This window comes from Pseudofulvimonas gallinarii (assembly GCF_004343305.1).
Lineage (GTDB): Bacteria > Pseudomonadota > Gammaproteobacteria > Xanthomonadales > UBA2363 > Pseudofulvimonas > Pseudofulvimonas gallinarii.
On sequence record NZ_SMAF01000003.1, the window covers coordinates 43,810 to 61,591 of the forward strand.

At 67.8% G+C, this 17,782-nt stretch carries 13 protein-coding genes; 4 read left to right on the plus strand and 9 right to left on the minus strand.

Annotation, left to right across the window (positions count from 1 at the left end; genetic code table 11):
• The first annotated feature begins 42 nt into the window (after positions 1 to 42).
• On the plus strand, positions 43 to 546 hold the full coding sequence (locus EDC25_RS03140) for a hypothetical protein (protein WP_132577223.1): 504 nt from the start codon (positions 43 to 45) through the stop codon (positions 544 to 546).
• Positions 547 to 658: 112 nt separating this feature from the next.
• On the opposite strand, the gene EDC25_RS03145 is transcribed toward EDC25_RS03140, so the two are convergent.
• Genes EDC25_RS03145 through EDC25_RS03160 form a run of 4 tightly spaced genes read right to left on the minus strand, consistent with a single transcriptional unit; the run spans position 659 to position 5,005 of the window.
• Positions 659 to 2,224, minus strand: coding sequence for an NAD(P)/FAD-dependent oxidoreductase (locus tag EDC25_RS03145; RefSeq protein ID WP_123522725.1), 1,566 nt, complete (start codon positions 2,222 to 2,224; stop codon positions 659 to 661).
• Positions 2,221 to 3,009: a glycosyltransferase family 2 protein gene (locus tag EDC25_RS03150; RefSeq protein WP_123522724.1), complete on the minus strand. Its 789-nt coding sequence runs from the start codon at positions 3,007 to 3,009 to the stop codon at positions 2,221 to 2,223. Before EDC25_RS03150 ends, EDC25_RS03145 begins: the two co-directional genes overlap by 4 nt.
• A complete protein-coding gene (locus EDC25_RS03155) occupies positions 3,006 to 3,806 on the minus strand; it encodes a beta-ketoacyl synthase chain length factor (protein WP_123522723.1) in 801 nt (266 codons plus the stop codon). The genes EDC25_RS03150 and EDC25_RS03155 overlap by 4 nt, the downstream gene beginning before the upstream one ends.
• Positions 3,803 to 5,005: a beta-ketoacyl-[acyl-carrier-protein] synthase family protein gene (locus tag EDC25_RS03160; RefSeq protein ID WP_123522722.1), complete on the minus strand. Its 1,203-nt coding sequence runs from the start codon at positions 5,003 to 5,005 to the stop codon at positions 3,803 to 3,805. The genes EDC25_RS03155 and EDC25_RS03160 overlap by 4 nt, the downstream gene beginning before the upstream one ends.
• 90 nt (positions 5,006 to 5,095) lie before the next feature.
• Here EDC25_RS03160 and EDC25_RS03165 point away from each other — a divergent pair, with 90 nt between their 5' ends.
• Positions 5,096 to 5,779, plus strand: a complete 684-nt coding sequence (locus EDC25_RS03165) for a YdcF family protein (RefSeq protein ID WP_123522721.1) — start codon at positions 5,096 to 5,098, stop codon at positions 5,777 to 5,779.
• Between the two features lie 151 nt (positions 5,780 to 5,930).
• Here the strand turns inward: EDC25_RS03165 and EDC25_RS03170 are convergent, their stop codons facing one another.
• Positions 5,931 to 6,749 carry a glutaminyl-peptide cyclotransferase gene (locus EDC25_RS03170; RefSeq protein ID WP_123522720.1) on the minus strand — a complete coding sequence of 273 codons (819 nt, stop codon included), beginning with the start codon at positions 6,747 to 6,749 and terminating at the stop codon, positions 5,931 to 5,933.
• A 236-nt stretch (positions 6,750 to 6,985) separates the two neighbouring features.
• Between EDC25_RS03170 and EDC25_RS03175 the strand changes: the two genes are divergently transcribed.
• Both EDC25_RS03175 and EDC25_RS03180 read left to right on the plus strand, forming a co-directional pair.
• A complete protein-coding gene (locus EDC25_RS03175; RefSeq protein WP_132577224.1) occupies positions 6,986 to 7,840 on the plus strand; it encodes a hypothetical protein in 855 nt (284 codons plus the stop codon).
• 11 nt (positions 7,841 to 7,851) lie between these two features.
• Positions 7,852 to 9,087 (plus strand): DUF4785 domain-containing protein, encoded by a 1,236-nt coding sequence (locus EDC25_RS03180; protein WP_123522719.1) that lies wholly within the window; start codon positions 7,852 to 7,854, stop codon positions 9,085 to 9,087.
• A gap of 1,339 nt (positions 9,088 to 10,426) precedes the next feature.
• Here the strand turns inward: EDC25_RS03180 and EDC25_RS03185 are convergent.
• The 4 genes from EDC25_RS03185 to proB all read right to left on the minus strand — a co-directional run bounded on the left by EDC25_RS03185 (position 10,427) and on the right by proB (position 17,756).
• Positions 10,427 to 14,128, minus strand: a complete 3,702-nt coding sequence (locus EDC25_RS03185; RefSeq protein WP_132577225.1) for a proprotein convertase P-domain-containing protein — start codon at positions 14,126 to 14,128, stop codon at positions 10,427 to 10,429.
• Between the two features lie 196 nt (positions 14,129 to 14,324).
• Positions 14,325 to 15,185 (minus strand): DUF4097 family beta strand repeat-containing protein, encoded by an 861-nt coding sequence (locus tag EDC25_RS03190; RefSeq protein WP_132577226.1) that lies wholly within the window; start codon positions 15,183 to 15,185, stop codon positions 14,325 to 14,327.
• Positions 15,186 to 15,399: 214 nt separating this feature from the next.
• Positions 15,400 to 16,662, minus strand: a complete 1,263-nt coding sequence (locus EDC25_RS03195) for a glutamate-5-semialdehyde dehydrogenase (RefSeq protein ID WP_123522715.1) — start codon at positions 16,660 to 16,662, stop codon at positions 15,400 to 15,402.
• Positions 16,659 to 17,756 carry a glutamate 5-kinase gene (gene proB, locus EDC25_RS03200; RefSeq protein ID WP_123522714.1) on the minus strand — a complete coding sequence of 366 codons (1,098 nt, stop codon included), beginning with the start codon at positions 17,754 to 17,756 and terminating at the stop codon, positions 16,659 to 16,661. The genes EDC25_RS03195 and proB overlap by 4 nt, the downstream gene beginning before the upstream one ends.
• Positions 17,757 to 17,782 lie beyond the last annotated feature (26 nt).

Sequence of the window (17,782 nt, forward strand, 5' to 3'; positions counted from 1 at the left end):
GGCATCATCGACATTCACTCAATGTCGATTCGGGAGGATCGAGTGACCCATTCTGCAGCGAAGCTTGTCGCCGTGGCCCTGCTGGGCCAATGCCTGACCGTGTCGGCGCAACCGGTGGTGATCGCGGATACGGTGCCCTACGCCGAGGACGCCGATGTGCAACGCAAGATCCGCGAGGAGTGCGTCGAGCTGAACCGGGATTTCGCGCAGTACATCCGCGAGTACGCGGCGGACAAGCGCATCGACGTCACGTTCGGCGACAACCGTTCCGGCTCGGGCACCGAGCTGCGCGTGGAGATCACGCATGCCGTCAGCCACGGCAACGCCTGGATAGGCCATCAGAAGGGGGCCGCGGCCCGCGGTGCGCTGTTCCGCGATGGCGAGCGCATCGCCACCGTCAGGGCGCGGCGATTCTCCATGGGCGGCGCCTTCGCCGGCTTCAAGGGTTCCTGCTCTGTGCTCGGCCGGACCGTGAAGGCGATGGGCCGTGACATCGCCTACTGGCTGGAAAATCCGCTCGACGGCGCCGAGCTCGGCGACTACTGAACCCTCATCCGCAACGGGTCACGCGGCCGTCTCGCGGCGGCCGCCGACCCTCCGCGGTGTGCGAGGCAAACGTGTACCCGGGCGAGTGGCCGCGTCCAGGCGGCCGTCCTGCTCATGTGTTCTCGAACAGCTGGCGGTCGAACAGGTCCAGCGCCTGCGCCGGCAAGGGTCCGCGGCCGGCGCGGGCGCGCAGTGTGTCGGCCAGCTGCTGGAGTTGCGCGATGTTCCGGCGCAGGCGGGCGCGGGTCTCCTCGGCGGAGAGGCTGTCGAGCATCTCGCGGTTCAACTGCGCAAACCACTCAAGGCGCCCCTGGTCCAGCATGTGGGCACGATCGGGTTTGTCGCCATCGCGGTGCCAGTCACGCATCAACGCCTGCATCCGCGTGTTCAGCTGCTGCGCCTGTTCCAGCTCCGGCGCCAGCTCGCTGAACAGCGCCAGGTCGGTCAGCCGGCCCTGGAACACGATCTGGCACAGCACGCCCCAGTAATAGCTGTAATCCCAGATCACCTTCATCGGCATCACCACGGGGTCGCCGAACAGCGGGTACTGGTCCTGGTAGAGCGCCAGCGTGTTGCGATAGAAGGAAAAGTACAGCTGCTCATAGATGCGCGCGTGGCCATCGACAGGGTCGCCGGCACGGTCCTGCGCGACCAGTTCGGTGATGTAGGTGTTGGCGATGCAGATGAAGTCGCTGCCCGGCGAATAGAACGGATCCAGGAACAGCCCGGCCTCGCCGGTGAGCGCCCATCGGTCGCCGGAAAACACCTGCTTGCAGCCGTAGGAGAAGTGTCGGAAGAACAGGAAGTCCAGCAGCTTGTCGCGCGTGCGCTCGCAGTGGTCCGCGATCAGCGGCTGGAACTCGCGCAGCCAGTCCAGCGCCTTGTCGAAGGTGTTCATGCGATCCAGCGGATGCATCTTCGCATCGCAGACGATGCCGACCGAATGTGCGCCGGAGGAGAGCGGAATCAGCCAGACCCAGTAGCCCGGACCGACCATGTGGTTGGTGGATCGCCAGCGCTCCGGCGGTGTGCACTGTCCACGCCAGCCGTCATTGCCGGTCCAGTCGTCGATCAGCAGGTGCTCGTCGATGCGCCACCACACGGCATTGGCGTCATGGTCGTTCGGTTGCGCCAGATCCAGCTTGCGCTTGATCAGCCCGGCGCGGCCGGTGGCGTCGATCAGCCAGCGGCAGCGCAGGTGGTGGCGAACGCCGTCATGTTCGTATGTGAGGGCGTGGTCGCCCTCACCGTCGGCCAATTCGAAGCCGCGCACCTTCGCGCGGTCCATGAACTCGATGCCGCGCCGCCGCGCCTCCTCGCCCAGGAAGTTCTCGAAGATGCCGCGGTCGATCTGGTAGCTGGGCGTCGGGAAGATGCTGCGCACGCCCAGTTCGGTGACGGCGTCGATGTCGCGGCGGTATTCCGACCAGAAGAAACGGAAGCCGAACTTGCGGATGTGGTCGCGTTCGAGATGCTGGCGAAGGCCGAGCGTTTCGGAGAAATAGCGGGCGCCGATCTCGACGGTGGATTCACCGACCTTGTGTGCCGCGGCGGGAAGCGGATGTGGCTTGCGTTCCAGGACGAGGATGTCGATGTCGGGGAAGCGCTGGCGAAGCTGGAGCGCGAGGGTCAGGCCGGCGAGGCCGCCCCCCATGATGACGACTTCACGCTGGATCATGTGGGCGGCGCCTGTGGCTGCAGGAAGGGCGGTTGCGGATCGACGATCAGCGCCGGCTCGCGACGCACGCGACGGAAGTTGCCGATCATGAAACCGGCGCGGACGATGCGCCAGACGACCCGTGAAGCGATGCGCGTGAAGTCGGGCAGCGAGCGGAAATGGCTGCGGCGGAATTCACTGTGGTAGCGCGACGCGATCGGAACCGACACCATGCGTGCCTTACGGCGCCGGCTGGCCTCGATGAGGATGTCGGTTTCGAAGACGAATCCTTCGCCGGCGCTGTCCGCCAGTTCCATCACCGCGCGCGGGTAGTAGCGCTGGCCACTCTGGGTATCGACGACGCGCTGGCCGCAGGCCCAGCTGATGCCCCAGTCGGCGAAGTTGTTGGCGCGCCGGCGGTAGGCCGGCTGCTGCTCGCGATTGATCAGGCGTGCGCCGATGACGATATGGCCGGGATACAGGGCGGCCGCCGCCAGCAGGCGCGGGATGTCCGTGGCGACATGCTGGCCATCGCCGTCCATGGTCACCACGGCATCGAATCCCTGCGCGAGTGCATGGCGGAATCCGGCGCGCAGCGCCTCGCCCTTGCCGCGTGGCGTATCGTGCCGGATGACGGTGACGCCGGGCAGGTCGGCAACCTGGTCGGCGGTGCCATCGCTGGAACCGTCATCGACCAGGATCAGGTCCGGCAGTTCGGTCAGCGCCGACTCGACCACGCCGCGAATGGCCGCACGCTCATTCAGGGCAGGAACGAGCACGGCGACGCGCGGCACGGATGGGGTCATGGAGTCAGTTCCAGGTGCAGTTCAAGTCCGCTCGACAGCTGCAGGGAAAAGGTGCCCGGCACGCCACTGGCGACAGAGGCCAGCAAAGGGATCGATCCGGCGGCGATCGGATTGGCGCTGCAAAGGTGGGCAATGCCCGAAGCCGTGCCGGCCATATCGCCGGCGGACGCGACCGCGTTCCGCGGGCGCGCCTCGATGCGCAGGATCGGGCCTTCGGAGGCTGCGGCGTCCAGCACCAGCGCGCAGCCGAACGAGCGCGACACCGAGGCGATGTCGCCGACCGGGCCGGCGCCGGCGCTGTCGTAGGCGGCCAGCACCACCGGTGCGCGTGCGTCGACCGCCTGGCAGGCCGCTTCCAGCAGTCCGGCCGCGAAGGTCTCGCGCGACGCCGCGATCGATGTCGTCGGCGCCATCGCACCGGTGGCGATGCTCCAGTAACCCGAAGGTGCGTTGTGCACGGAGTTGTGGAAGCGGATCGGCGACATCGTCGACGGATCATCGCGCAGCGTCGCGCACATGTAGTCGTTGATCGACAGGTCGCCGTAGATCGAGGCGAAGACACTCGGCAGCGTCGCCGCGTCGACACCGGCCTCCATGCACGCCTGTTCGGCAACGGCCAGCGCCAGGAGCACGCTTTCCGGCGCGCGCCGCCGCTCGTTGGCGGGCATCAGCGTCGGCGCCGGACGGCCATCGCCGGAGGCCGGCCAGTCGCCATTCGCCAGCAGCGTGCGGGCCAGCGACCAGTCGGCGACGCCCGGCGACCACACGCCGATTCCGCGAATGCGCAGCGTCGTCATTCGGCACTCCTCTGGAAGACCAGGCTGGCGTTGTTGCCGCCGAAGCCGAATGAATTGCTGAGCGCCGTGCGGATCGCCGCGTGCCGGCCTTCGCGCAGGAACTGGGGACCGCAGGCCGGATCGGGCTCCTCGCAGTTCAGCGTCGCCGGCAGATAGCCATGCTCCAGCGCCAGCAGGCACAGCGTCGCCTCGATGGCGCCGGCCGCGCCCAGCGTGTGGCCGGTCCAGCCCTTGGTGGAACTGGCCGCCGTCGTTGCCGGGAACCAGCCGGACACCAGCGTCGCCTCGACCTGGTCGTTGAGCCGGCTGGCGGTGCCGTGCAAGTTGATGTAGTCGATGTCCGCCACCGACAGGCCGGCGCGTTGAAGGGCCGCCTCGATGGCACGACGGGCGCCGGCGCCTTCCGGGTGCGGCGCGGACATGTGGTGGGCATCGGCGCTTTCGCCATGGCCGGTCAGCCGCAGGTCGGGTGCGCCGTCGTTGCCGCACTCGACCGTGTCACGGACCAGGATCGCGAACGCGGCGGCTTCACCGATGCTGATGCCATCGCGGCGCTGGTCGAACGGACGGCAGGGCCGCGGCGACGTCAGCTCCAGCGAGGCGAAGCCATGCAGCGTGCTGCCGCACAGTGTGTCGCAGCCGCCGACGAGGACGGCATCGCAGAGATCCTGTTCGATCCAGCGGGCGGCGGCGGCCCAGGCCTCGGCACCGGACGAGCATGCCGTCGAGATCGTCATTACCGGGCCATCCCAACCCGTGGCCCGCTGCACGAAAGCCGAAAGCGAATGCGGCTGGTGGATCTGCCGGCTGCGCGTCGTATCCGGGAACCGGCCACGTCCGTCGAGCTCGAGATAGGCCTGCTCGGTGTCGCCGATGCTCGATGTGCTGGTTCCCAGGGCGATACCGAGTCGGTGTGCCGGCAGTCGCCCGCGCAGGTCGCGCAGGATTTCCAGCAGGCCATCCTGGTTCAGGGCCAGCCAGGCCAGGCGATTGTTGCGGCAGTCCCAGTCGATCCACCGCGGCGGCAGTGCCGCCGATTCGAGCCCGTCGACACGGCCGATGCAGGTGGCCAGCGGCGCACGCGTGAAGTCGTTCTCGCGCAGCCCGGAGCGCCCCTCGGTCAATGCGCGATAATGCGCATCGCGGCCCTGACCCAGGCAGCTGGTCGCTGTGTGCGTAAGAACCTTCAGTGGCGTCAAGGGCGGTGCTCCGGCGAAAGTCGGGGATTATAGAAGCACCTCGACGGTGAATCGCCGTCCGTCCAGCCCGAGGAACCGAGGAGATCCCCTTTGCTGGCCAATCCCCGCTGGCGCAATGGCGCACCGTGGCGCGATCCGGACGTCCTCCACGTTCTTGCCGTCGGTGCCTTGGCGACGCTGCTCACGGCCGGCGTGCTGTACCTGTGGTTCCTGTGGCGGACGTGGTCGCTTGCGCGTCGCGCACCGTGCGAGCCGGGTGGGGCCGCGAGCATCGTCGTGTTCGGCAAGCAGCTTCGTGAAGGGCGCCCGGACCGGGAATTCCGCTGGCGCCTGCGCCGGGCGCTGGCTCTGCTGCGCCGGCATCCGCAGATCGCGGTGCTGCTGACCGGTGGCCACAGTGCGGGAGACGCCCATCCCAGCGAGGCGGAAGTGGCGCGGCAATGGTTGCTGTCGCGCCATCCCGACGCTGCTCCGCGCGTGCATGTCGAAACCCGCTCGCGCGACACTGTCGACAACCTGCGCGAGGTGCGCGCGCTGCTGCCGGCCGGACCGGTGGCCTTGCTGAGCAGCCGCTACCACCTTGCGCGCTGTGCTGTGCTCGCGCAAAGCCTCGGCATGGATGTGCGCCTGTGCGCGGCCGAACCGGCGCTGCGCCTGTCACCGGCGACGGCGGCGCGCATGGCACTGGAAGCCGGCTATCACCTGCTGTTCGTGGTTGGTCGTCGCTGGGCGCTGCTGATCGGCCATCGGCGAATGCTGTCGCGCGTCAGCTAGTCGGGCCGGAACTTCCCGGGCGCGTTGCCGACCGCGACCTTCCATGTCGCATGAAGGTACGCCCGTCGCGGCAGGCCTGTTGGCACCCGGTCCTGCGCATCCGCGAACACGCGGCCAGGAGGGCGGATGCGGAAGTGCCTGGGTGGCCACGTCAGTTCGCTGCGCCCTCTGTTGCCGGCGGCGCGGCCGCTGCTTCGATCACGCGGATCTCGAACACGGTCGGCCAGAGTTTGCCCGTCACGAACAGGCGTTTGCCCCTGGCATCCCACGCGATCCCGTTGAGCACATCGACGCGCCCGCGCTCCCCGGTGGGCAGCAGGCCGCCCAGATCCAGCCTGGCGTTCACATCGCCGGTCTGCGGATCGATGCGCACGACCCATTGCGTCGGCCAGACATTGGCGAACAGCTGTCCTTCGACCATCTCCAGTTCGTTCAGCCCGCGCAGCGGCTGTCCTTCGTAACGTACTTCGAGGCGACCGGTTTCCCGCAGCGTCTCCGGATCGAGAAAGCGCAGTGAAGGCGTGCCGTCGCTCATGATCAGGCGCTGGCCATCCTGCGTCAGGCCCCAGCCTTCGCCTTCGTAGCCGAAGCTGCGCCTCGGCTCCAGCGTATCGAGGTCATAGACGAAGCCGGTGCCGCTCTGCCAGGTCAGTTGCACCAGCGTGTCGTTCCAGTCCGCCAGGCCTTCGCCGAAATACTGGTTCTCCAGCGACCGTTGCCGGATCACCGCGCCGGTCTCGAGCACGACCTTGCGCACGCTTGAGCGGCCATTGAGCCCGGTGCTTTCGTAGAGGAAGCCGTCGCGAAACACCAGGCCCTGGGTGAACGCGGCGCGGTCATGCGGAAAGGTGTTCACCACTTCGTAGCGGAGATCGACGACCTTGGGTGGCGCGCTGCCACCTTCGGCCGCTGCCAATGGCGCGGCGACGGAGAGGGTCAGCACGAAAGCGGCAAGGGATCGGAATGGCATGACAGGATTCGCGGCGTCGATTGGAGGTCGAGTCTAGCGTCGGCGCCGATCTTGCGCTGCGTCATGGCTTTGTCCGGGCACCGTGGTAGCGTCCGTACGCCGGCGTCTGGAGGGGGTCGGTGCGCCGACAGGGAGGACGTCGGAGGCGAGCGGTCAGGGAGAGATCGCCGATCAGGGACGGATCCGGGTGCCTGGCGCAGGCCGGGCGGACATGTCCACTTTCCGAGGGAGTTTCCATGCTTCGACTGCTTCGCGTCGCGCTGCTGATGCTTGCGCTGTCACCGCTGGCCGCCATGGCCAATACCGGTGTCGCCTTCGTGCACGGCACCGGACACCAGACCAATGCCCTGGCCGACTACTGGACCAGTGCCTTTGTCAATTCCGTCCGCCAGGGTCTGCCGAACCAGGCCAATTACGTCGTCGTGAACTGCGACTTCACCCGTTACATGTGGGAAAGCGGTGCCGCGGGTTGCCTGGCCGGCCAGCTGCACAGTTTCGTCACCAGCCGCAACATCACCGACCTGGTGGTGATCACGCATTCCAACGGCGGCAACGTGATGCGCTGGATCCTCTCCAACCCGACCTACGACAGCCGCTATCCGACGATCATCTCGCGTATCCGCTGGGTCAATGCACTGGCGCCGTCGAGCGCCGGCACGCCGCTGGCGGATGCGGTGATCTCGGGCAACGTGTTCGAGTCGGCGCTGGGCTGGCTTCTGGGCTACAAGAGTGACGCCGTGCGCATGCAGCAGGTCAGCTGGATGGCGCAATACAACGCCAACAACCTGCATGGCACCAGCGGTCGTCCGTCGTTGCCGCGTGGATTCTGGAACGTTGTCGGGACGGACGTGGCGTCGGGCATCTTCAGCAGCCAGGCCTATTGCGCCGGCTACATGCAGAGCGTCGGGCTGGAGATCACCCAGAACTGGCTCGCCAGCTGCTCTGACGGTTTCCTCAACTGCACCAGCCAGCGCGCCGCGGGTTCGCTGTGGTTCAACGACACCTCGGTCACCGGCGGCCGTTTCCTCAACCACAACCAGAGCCGCCGTGACTGCTTCGGCCTGGATGTCATCCTGCGCAACGATCTGTGAGGACGAACGCCATGACCGCAAACAACCGTTCGTTCCGTTTCAACGTCCTCGCCGCCACGCTGGCGCTGGCATTCGCATCCGCGGCTGGCGCCCAGCAGGCCGCACGCCTGCAGCCGGCTCAATCCGGCGACCTGGTACCCACCCGGGTCGTTGAATCGGGCCGGATCGCCGCACCCGACCTGGAGCGCGCGCCGGTCCAGTTCTTCCATCCGCTGTCCGCCGACGAAACGGTGTCGGCCTACCACGAACCCTTCAAGGCCGAGAGTCGCGAGTACTGGCAGCAGGTCGATGGCGGCCAGCTGCGAGACGGCTATGCGCTGGCCCTGACTTCGCCCGGTGCGGTGGTGATGATCAGCCCGGGCGTCGAAGCCCACCCGCTGCAACGTCAGCAGCTGACGGTGTCCAGCGGCGGCCGCGTCTTCAATGCCGACACCGCGACCGAGACGCTGGCCGACGCCGATGCCCTGCGCCAGGCCGGCCTGGACGTCAATGCCGGCACGATCGCCTTCAAGCTGCGTCCCGGCCACGAGGGTGATGCCCGTGTCCATGTCGCGGGCGCCGAGGGACGCTATGTCCTGCATGTGCTGGAACCGCAGAGCCGCAATGTCCTGCTCGCGCAGGCGGGTGTCGATGTCGTTCACGCAGGCGGCGAGCTGGAGGTGCGCGTCGCCCTGGAGGGCGGTGCCGCCATCGACGCCATCAGCGGCCTGCTGGTGTCACCGGACGGCGTGGCCTATGACCTGCAGTTCGCCGCAGCTGACCGCAAGGCACCGTCCGAACGCGTCGGCACGTTACGCACGCCGGCCCGTATCGCGGCGGTACCGGGCCTGTGGGACGTGCGTGCGACGGTCGCCGGCAATGACGGGCAGCGCGCCTTCCAGCGTGACGTGCGTACGGCGGTGGCAGTGGTCGCCCCGACCGCGCGGCTGGCCGGCGATGCCACGGTTCAGGTGATGCGCACCGGCGGCATGGACACGCGCTTCGGCGTCGAGGTCGGTACCGCCGGCCGCTACGAGGTCCGTGCGGTGATGTATGCCACCAGCGCGAAGCATGGCGGCATGGTGCCGGTCGGCGTTTCCTACTCGGCCGCGTGGCTGGAGCCGGGTGCGCAGGCGCTGGCACTGAACTGGCCGGCCAGTATCCTGGCCGAGTATTCGGCGCCCTACGCCATCCGCGACCTGCGCCTGACCGACCAGGGCGGGGTGGCGACGCTGGAACGCCGCGCCGAGGCGCTGCACATCGAGTGATCCCATCCTTCGTACACGCACGCAGGGCCCGCGCCATTCCGGCGCGGGCCTTTCCATTACGGGCGTCTTCGACCTGCGGTGCCAGCGCTCCGGGCGGCAGACGTGATGGAAGGGTGGATGTCCGGTTCCGTTCCGAATCGGTCCCGGCCAGGGCAATGCAGTGGACGCGCTCGCGTCGTTGCGCGGCGTCACGTAGCAGCCCGGCCACGGTTCCCAAGGCGGCCGAGCGCATGGTCGCGCCGGACACGCACTGGCGCCCGTGGCGTTTTCGAGGGAGCACCGCGCCGCGCTGCACTCCACCAACCCGCCGGAAGGGTTCCACGGCAAGATCAAGCGGCGGACGGAGGGGGGTCGAACCTCCCCCAGGGAAGTGGCAGTCGTCCCGCCTGCTGGGTCGCTGCCGCTCGGGCAAACCGATGAGTGGACCATTCAGCGTTGCTCAAGACGCTGAAAACCCTGCGGCCGCCGTCGGCGACACTTCCACCGTCATCTCGCCAACCTTGGCCCGCTGATCAAGGCTGGCCCCTGTCCGTGCGATGACCGGCTGTTACGCCACAGACCCGGTGATGATCGTGGACTGCGAGAAGACCAATGACGAAGCGTCGGTGCCCGACGTGACGTCGCCTTTGAAGCGCGCGTCCATTGTGGGCGCTGGCCAGCACGCGATGCGGCACAGCCGCGCCTCCGGACAGGGTGGCCGGCCGGCCTGGAAGTCCGCCGCTCCGACCAGTCCAGGCCGGAAACGTGTGCATGGCAGCGCGCGTCTGCGATGTGGTCGACGCGGGCGGGGAGATCGGCATGCCAGCTCCCGGAATCCGGCGCACATTCCGGTATGACCGGACAGCAATTGCTGTCACTTTTGAATGGGGCCCGCGGCGAGGGGTCCTGCAACCGCAGTACCCGGGAGCGTTGCAGCCGTTGTAGACGGCACCGCTTCACCGGCAGCGCCTTCAGTGGCAGGTCCCCTGCCGGCGCAAGATCGTCGCATGCACCTGTTGGCACCTGTTGGCACCTGTTGGCACCTGTTGCATCGGTGCAGGCTGTACATCGTCGGGCTGTGTGATCGAGGTGCTCGCCACGACCGGCGTACGCCTCGATGCCCCGCATTCGGCTCCACGTGATATTCCGCCCGGCCTCCAACGCCTGGATCGTCTTTCGGCCCGGTATGAACGCTCCGTCGGGTTCCTCAAACAGGGCGCCAGCGTGACGGGATGGAGAGGCGGCTCGTCGGTGACCAGCGAAGGACCATGAAAAAGGCGGGGCCTGGGCCCCGCCTGTGAAGTTGAAGCTGATTCCGGTGGATCGCACCACGAGGGTGCGATCCGCCCGGGACCACGACTCAGGGAATCGTGATCGGGTTACCTGCGGAGTTGTAGACGTAACGGGTGATCGTGGCCGGGAAGCCATTGGGCCCGGTCGTCTGCAGCTCGACATAGCCGTAATTGAACTGGCCAGTGGACTCGTTGCGGAAGTACAGGCCGACATAGCCGGTCGCCCCACCGATCCAGTTCTGGGTGTTGGCCTGTCCCGACGAGGTGAGGGGCGAGGACGGGCCGATTTCCGTCCCGGAAGCCAGCACCGCCACCTGCCCGCTTGAAGGACCGTCGGCTACCGAGCTCTGGTCGGCGACTTCATCGGCGAACACGTAGAAATACATGACGCCGGCGGTACCGGGGTAGATATTGAAATCTGCCCCGCTGTTCGCGGCATAGGGACCGAAGAAGCCGGTCACCAGGTTGAGCATCATGTCCTGGCCAGGACCGACGACCAGATTCACGGGACCGCTGTCCACGATGTCCGGATCCACGGTGGCGCAGTCGGGCAGGCCCGCGGCGCACTCGAAGCCGTTCGCGAAGATGAAGTCCGTCTTGCCTTCCAGTTCGGTGGTGATGGTGACCGAGTCGTTGCTGCTGTCCGGATCGATCTGGTCACCGCTGACGGTGGCCGTGGTGCTGATCGTCCCGGCGCTTGCCGCTCCGCTGACAGCGGTGATCAGCTCAAGGCCCGGTGCCATGCTGACCGACGGGAGGCTGCCACTGAGGTCGCAGGTAACGGTGCTGCCTGCGGCCGAGCAGTTCCAGGCGCTGCCCCGGGGTGCATCGCCCTCGTCCCTGTGAGAGTTCACGATGTTGCTGGAGACGTAGGTCAGTTCCGGGGGCAGCTCGAATTCGACCGAGACGCCGGTTGCGGTGTCCGGACCGAAGTTGGCGACGGTTGCAAGCAGGCTCAGGTCGCCGCCGATGGTTGCCGGATCAGGCATGTCGGTCACGACCAGGGCGAGGTCGGCGGTGCCGGCAGGACCACTGCCTTCACCCGGCAGCAGGCACCAGCTGTTCAGCGTGCCGGTGTCGCCCCCTGCATTGTCGCTGACGTTCAGCGTCCACGTGCCGGCCAGGGACTGGCCGTTGAAGGCGGACAGCGGCTGCGCCGGACGGTACTCGGCGGCCGGGAAGGCCGGGGTCGCGTTCTGGCAGTCGGTCTGGACGGACAGGGTCGCGGCGTCGCTCAGCGTGGTGGTGATGTCACCACCGGAGCAGCCGTAGGCGCTGGCCGGAACGCCCGGACGGTTGTACAGGTCGATCGTGGTGCTGCCCTTCGTCAGGGTGACCTTCACGTCGCCGACCCAGGTGTGCGAGATGTCGAGCTTCACGCGCAGGTCATCGACCGTGCCCGTGTCGCTGACTGTCAGCGCATTGTTGAGGCCGGCCGGAGAGCTGTCCGGAATGGCGGCGTTGACGATGCTGCACAGTTCGGTCGAGGTGGTGAACATGAACACGGCCGAATTGGTGCCGGAGCCGCAGGCATTGTTCGCGCGCACACGCCAGTAATAGGCCGTGCCCGAGTCCAGACCGGCGGACACCGTGGCGGTGTTCGTGGCGACCGTGGTCGTGAACACGATGTTGCTGAAGCTGGCGCTGTCGGCAATCTCCAGCGTGTAGTCGATCGCATCGGCGACCGCGCTCCAGGCGAAGGTCGTCGAGCCGGCGGACACACCGGTGGCGGCGTCGGCCGGCGTCGTCAGCGTCGTCGCGGCGGGGGCCGCCGTGGCCACGCTCAGGTTGATGTCGGCGCTGCTCGGCGGCAGGGCACCGGAGGTGCCGACAATCTGGAACGTGTGGTTGCCCGCCGGCGTGCCGGCGCCAACCGAGATGTTGGCGACGCTGTTGCCGGTCGGAACGACCGGATTGACCGTGAAGTTGCCCGTGACGCCGGCCGGCTCACCCTGCAGGGCGAGCGTGACCGGATCGCTGAACGCGTTGAACGCGGTGACCGTGACGTTGATCGGGTCCAGCGTGTCCGGCGCGCAGATGGCGTGGTTGCTCGGGGCCGCACTGACGCCGAAGCCGTCACCCAGGCAGGCGTCGAACTTGAAGCTGGCGATGCGGGTCTGCCACTGGCCGTTGGTGGGGTTGTACTGGTGGGTGTACCAGAAGGTGCAGTCGTCGACCGGGTCGACGTTCATCGAGCTGTAGTCGCCGAAGCGGTTGCTGGAGTTGGAAGCGGCGCCCGTAGCGATCGTGTTCTCACCCTGCGGCATCGTGCCCAGCGGATCGCCGGCCAGCCGGCCGGTGTAACGCAGGCTCGGGTAGTTCGGCGCCGTGCCGTTGTTGGTGCCGTAGCCCAGCGCGATGTTGCCGGTGCGGTCCATGGAGATGCTGCCCATGAAGCGGTTCAGCGCGTCCGGCGCGTAGGTGCCTTCCTGATGCAGGGCCCAGGAGCCGGCGAGGCCGCCGGTGCGGCGCAGTTCGAACCAGCGCTTGCCGCCATGATTGGTGCCGACGTCGGTGACGAGGGTGCCGATCAGCGCTTCATGCGTACCGAAGTTGCGGTACTGCAGGCGGTGCATCACCACCTCGCGCAGCGGGTCCAGCGCCGTGCTGGTGCCCGGCTGCGGGAAGCAGTTGAACGAGCTCAGGCCGCACAGGTCGGAGTCGATCTCGGCGATCGAGATCTGCACCGGACCGGTCAGCGTGCTGTTTGCCGGCGTCGTGAAGTCCGGCTGGAAGAAGAACAGTTCCAGGAAGTCCTCGGACAGGAAACCGGTCGGGCCATGGGCCTCGGTGTCGCGGTGGCGGGCGAAGATGCCTGGCGCGCCGGTGGGCGGCTGCTGGGCGCCGTCGGCGTCGGCCGGCTGGATCATCTGGAAGCCGAAGCCCGACAGCTTGGTGGTGCTCAGGCGGATGAAGGTGGCCGGCTGGCCGGCAAGCATCTTCACGCGATCAAAGGCGTACAGACCCAGCGTACTCTCGTTGGTGCCGACGAAGTAGGCCGTCGGCCAGACGCCGTACTTGGGATAGTCCGGGAACGAGGGTGCCTGGAAGTTGTAGGCGTACCAGCCGCCGGAAACCGGGTCGTTCGACTGCGAGACGTAGACGCACATGCGGTTGCCGGAGTTCGAGAACTCGCTGATGAGCCAGCGGTCGGCGAACTGGTCGTACAGGGTGATCGGGTCACCCAGGCCGCTCGCGCACTGGGCGCTGCCCAGGCTCTGCATCATGAAGTTGGCGACCTGCTCGCCGGTATTCTTGTCGTAGATGCGGACCTGCGTACCGGAAGAGCCGTTGATGGCCTGCAGGTAGTGGTTCGGGCCGACGACACCCACGGTGTCCGGCGGGTTGACGCCGGAGAAGCCGCCGCCGGCGAAGTTCAGGTCGGGCGTGCCGAAGACGCGCTGGTTGCGCGACGGCTCGGCGTTGCGCTGCAGATCAAGCAGCGGATCGACGTGCGGCGCATCCGAGAGCGGCTTCTTGCTCGGCGTCTGCTGGCCGGGCTGGCCCTTGGGAATCTCCCGGATCGAATCGCCCGGCTCCCATGCACGCGGCGTAGGCAGCTGGCGGACGTCGCCGTTGAACACGGTCGGCCAGACCGGATCGCTACCTTCACCGCCCACATAGGTGCGGATCTCGGTGCCGGTCACATTGGTCGGCACGCCGGCAGCATGGACGTGCGCGGCCGGTGCGGCTGCCGCGGCAAGAGCCGTCAGGCTCCCGCACAGCAGGCCGCAGGCCCAACGCGCCCGCGGTGGATTGGAATACGCCATTTCGTTGCTCCTTGAACAGGCAAAACAGACTCTCAACGACCTCGCGCATGCCTGTTACGGCAGGACACGGGTTGCGCCATGGTGCGAGGCCGTCCAGTCGGGCTACTCGCTTTTCCCCCTCCGTGGGGAAACCTCTCCCTTGAAACAGTCGGCCGGTCCGGTCGATCCTTCCCGGCCAGGATCCGCCCCGTGCGGTTCAGCGTCGGGAACCGGCAGGCGCATCCGCCACCGATTCACGCATCCAGCCATACAGGGTGAAACTGATGTCCCCGGTCTCGCTCTTCGCATCGATGCGGTGGGCGGCAGGGGCGTCGCCCCAATGGCCACTGAGCGTGTGGCCGTCGAGGACGAGATGCTGGGCCAGCGCTTCCGGCTCGACCTTGATGGTGCCGGACGTCTGCGCGTGGACCGCCAGCGGCGCCTTGGTCGGGAACTCGACCTCGATCGATCCACTGCGCGTTTCAGCCTTGTGTTCGTGGTTCCAGCGCTCGCCGATGAGCACCATCTGGATGCGGCCGGAGTCGGAGGCCAGGTCCATCCAGCCGGTGGTGGACAGGTTGATCAGGCCCGATTCCGAGCGCGCCTCGATGTTGGCGCGCACGCGCTTGCCGGTGATGACGCCATCGCGGGTGCGGACGCGAAGCGTGGTGCCCTGAGGCACCAGCACGGCGAGGTCGACGCGACCGGGGCGGTTGAATCCGTCCGGCGTGGTGTCGATGCCCTTGGGATAGCTGACTTCCACGCGGACATGGTCCTTGCCGGCGCGCAGGTCGATGTTCTCGATGGCGGGGTCATGGCCCAGTCGCTGGATGACGCCGGAAACGCCGAAGTTGGATCCGCCGCGGTTGTGGCGGACGTAGACGTCACCATAGGGGTTGATGACCTCGATTTCGGCGTTCGCAGGCAGTGGAGCGCTCCACTGCTCCATACGCCCGATCTGCAGGCCTTCGAACTCCGTGCTGGGCGGGTCGAAACGCAGTTCCGGCTTGAACTGGCGACTGCCCGAAGCACAGGCGGTCAGGCCACAGACCAGCAGGAGGATCAATGCGTTACGCATCGATGCGGCGGAAAACGGAAGCGCGCGACACGGGACCACAGTCATAGCCGGAATTCATCCGAAAAGCAGTCCAGAGTCTAGCAGTGCCGGGTGAAAATTCAACCGCCGCTGAACGGTTCGCGGTGCGCTCGCCGCTCAACGCGCAGGTTTTGGGGAAACGTGAATCCGGTCACGAAATGCGACTGCGACGCCCGCGTCCTGCCGGCAGGTACCCTCAGGCGCGGACGTGATAGTCGCCCTCGACGACCCATTTGTAGCTGGTCAGCTGCTCCAGGCCCATCGGGCCGCGGGCATGCACGCGCTGCGTCGACACGGCGACCTCGGCGCCCAGACCGAATTCGCCGCCGTCGGTGAAGCGGGTGCTGGCGTTCCAGTACACCGCCGCCGAATCGACCTCGTCCAGGAAACGTGCCGCCAGCACCGGGTCATTGCAGAGGATGCCGTCGGAATGGCCGCTGCTGTGGGCGCGGATATGGGCGATCGCCGCATCCATGTCGCCGACGACGGCGACGCCGAGCACCAGCGACAGCCACTCGCGGTCATAATCCCCGTCAACGGCGGCCACGACACCTTCGTCGCGCCCGGCTGCGTCGAGGGTGGCCAGGGCCGCGGCGTCCAGGCGAAGCTCGACACCGGCGTCACGCAGGCGGCGGACCAGTGCGGGAACGAAATGGATGGCGATGTCCCGGTGCACGAGCACCGTGTCGAGCGCGTTGCAGACGGTCGGTCGTTGCGTCTTCGCATTGTGGATGACGTCGAGCGCGCGCCCGGCATCGACATCGCGGTCGACGTAGAGATGGCAGATGCCTATGCCGCCGGTCACCACCGGCATGCGCGCATGTTGCCGGCAGAAGGCGTGCAGGTCGGCGCCGCCGCGCGGGATCACCAGGTCGACGTCGTCACCGCAGCCGAGCAGCGCAAGGACTTCGTCGCGGTTGCCGGTATCGATGAAGCCGATCGCGCTGTCCGGCAATCCCGCCTCGCGCAGCGCGTCGTGCACGCAGGCGACCAGTGCGCGATTGCTGGCCAGCGCCTCTTTTCCACCGCGCAGCACCGCCGCATTGCCGGTCTTGATCGCCAGGGCGGCAATGTCCAGCGTGACATTGGGACGTGCCTCGTAGATCACGCCCAGCACGCCCAGCGGCACCCGGCGCCGGTGCAGTCGCAGCCCGTTGTCGAGGACCCGGGCATCGAAGCGCTGCCCGAGCGGATCGGGCAGCGCGGCGAGGTGTTCGACGGCGGTGGCGAGGGCGTCGATGCGCGCCGGCGTCAGGCGGAGGCGGTCCTGCAGGCTTTCCGGCAGCGACTGCGCGCGCTGCATGTCCTCGTGATTGGCGGCAAGCAGGCGGTCGCTGCCGCAGCGCAGGCGCCGCGAGAGGCAGCCGAGGAAGCCGTTGCGCCGGCCGATATCGGCGCCGGTCAGCGCCGGCAGCGCAGTGCGCGCCGCGCGGGCGATTTGGGGAGCCAGTGCGCTCATAGGGTGACCAGGTCGTTGCGGTGGATCGCCTCGGGCCCGTAGTGGTAGCCGAGCACGGTTTCGATGTCGCCGGAACGGCGTCCGGCGATGCGCAGCAGTTCGGCGGCGCTGTAGTTGGCGATCCCGCGCGCGAGCAGCCGGCCGGCGGGCCCTCGGACTTCAACGGTGTCGCCACGGCCGAAGTCGCCATCGGTCGTCGTCACACCGACCGCGAGCAGGCTGCGGCCGGCGCCGAGCGCGGTTTCAGCACCGGCGTCGACCACGATGGCGCCGCGCGCACGGCCGCCGGCGAGGATGTAGCGCTTGCGTGCCTCGCGCGGCGCAATGCCGGCGCGGATGCGGGTGCCGACCGCTTCGCCAGCCAGCAGACGTTCGATCACCGCGCTGTCCTGTCCGTTCGCGATCACCGTGTCGGTGCCGGCCCGCCGCGCGATCTCGGCGGCACGCAGCTTGGTCAGCATGCCGCCGGTCCCGAGTCCGCCCGTGCTGCCACCGGCCGCCTCCCAGAGCACGTCGGGGATCGGATCCTCGGAGATGTCGGTGACCAGGCGCGCGTCCGCGTTGCGGCGCGGATCGGCGTCGAACAGCCCGTCCTGGTCGGTGAGCAGCACCAGCAGTGGCGCGTCCACGAGTCCGGCGATGAGCGCCGACAACTGGTCGTTGTCGCCGACACGGATTTCCGCCGTCGCCAGCGTGTCGTTTTCGTTCACCACCGGCACGATGCCGGCATCGATCAGCCCCAGCAGCGTGGTGCGCGCGTTGAGGTAGCGACGGCGATGTTCAACATCGGCGTGGGTGAGCAGGATCTGCGCGACCTGCAGGCCTTCATCGGCGAACAGCGCGGTGTACAGCGCCATCAGCGCGGGTTGGCCGAGCGCGGAGAGCATCTGCTTGTGCGGCACGTTGCGGCCGGCGGCGATGTCCGGACGCAAGGCGCGGCCGGCGGCAACGGCGCCGGAACTGACCAGTACCGGCTGGTGGCCGGCGTCGCACAGGCGACGCAAGCTGCGCGCGACGCCGGCGAGGCGGGCGCGATCGGGTGCGGCACCGCCGCCGGTCACGGTCGACGTGCCGAGCTTGATCACCAGGCGCATGGGCGAAGTGTCGGCGATCGTCGCCG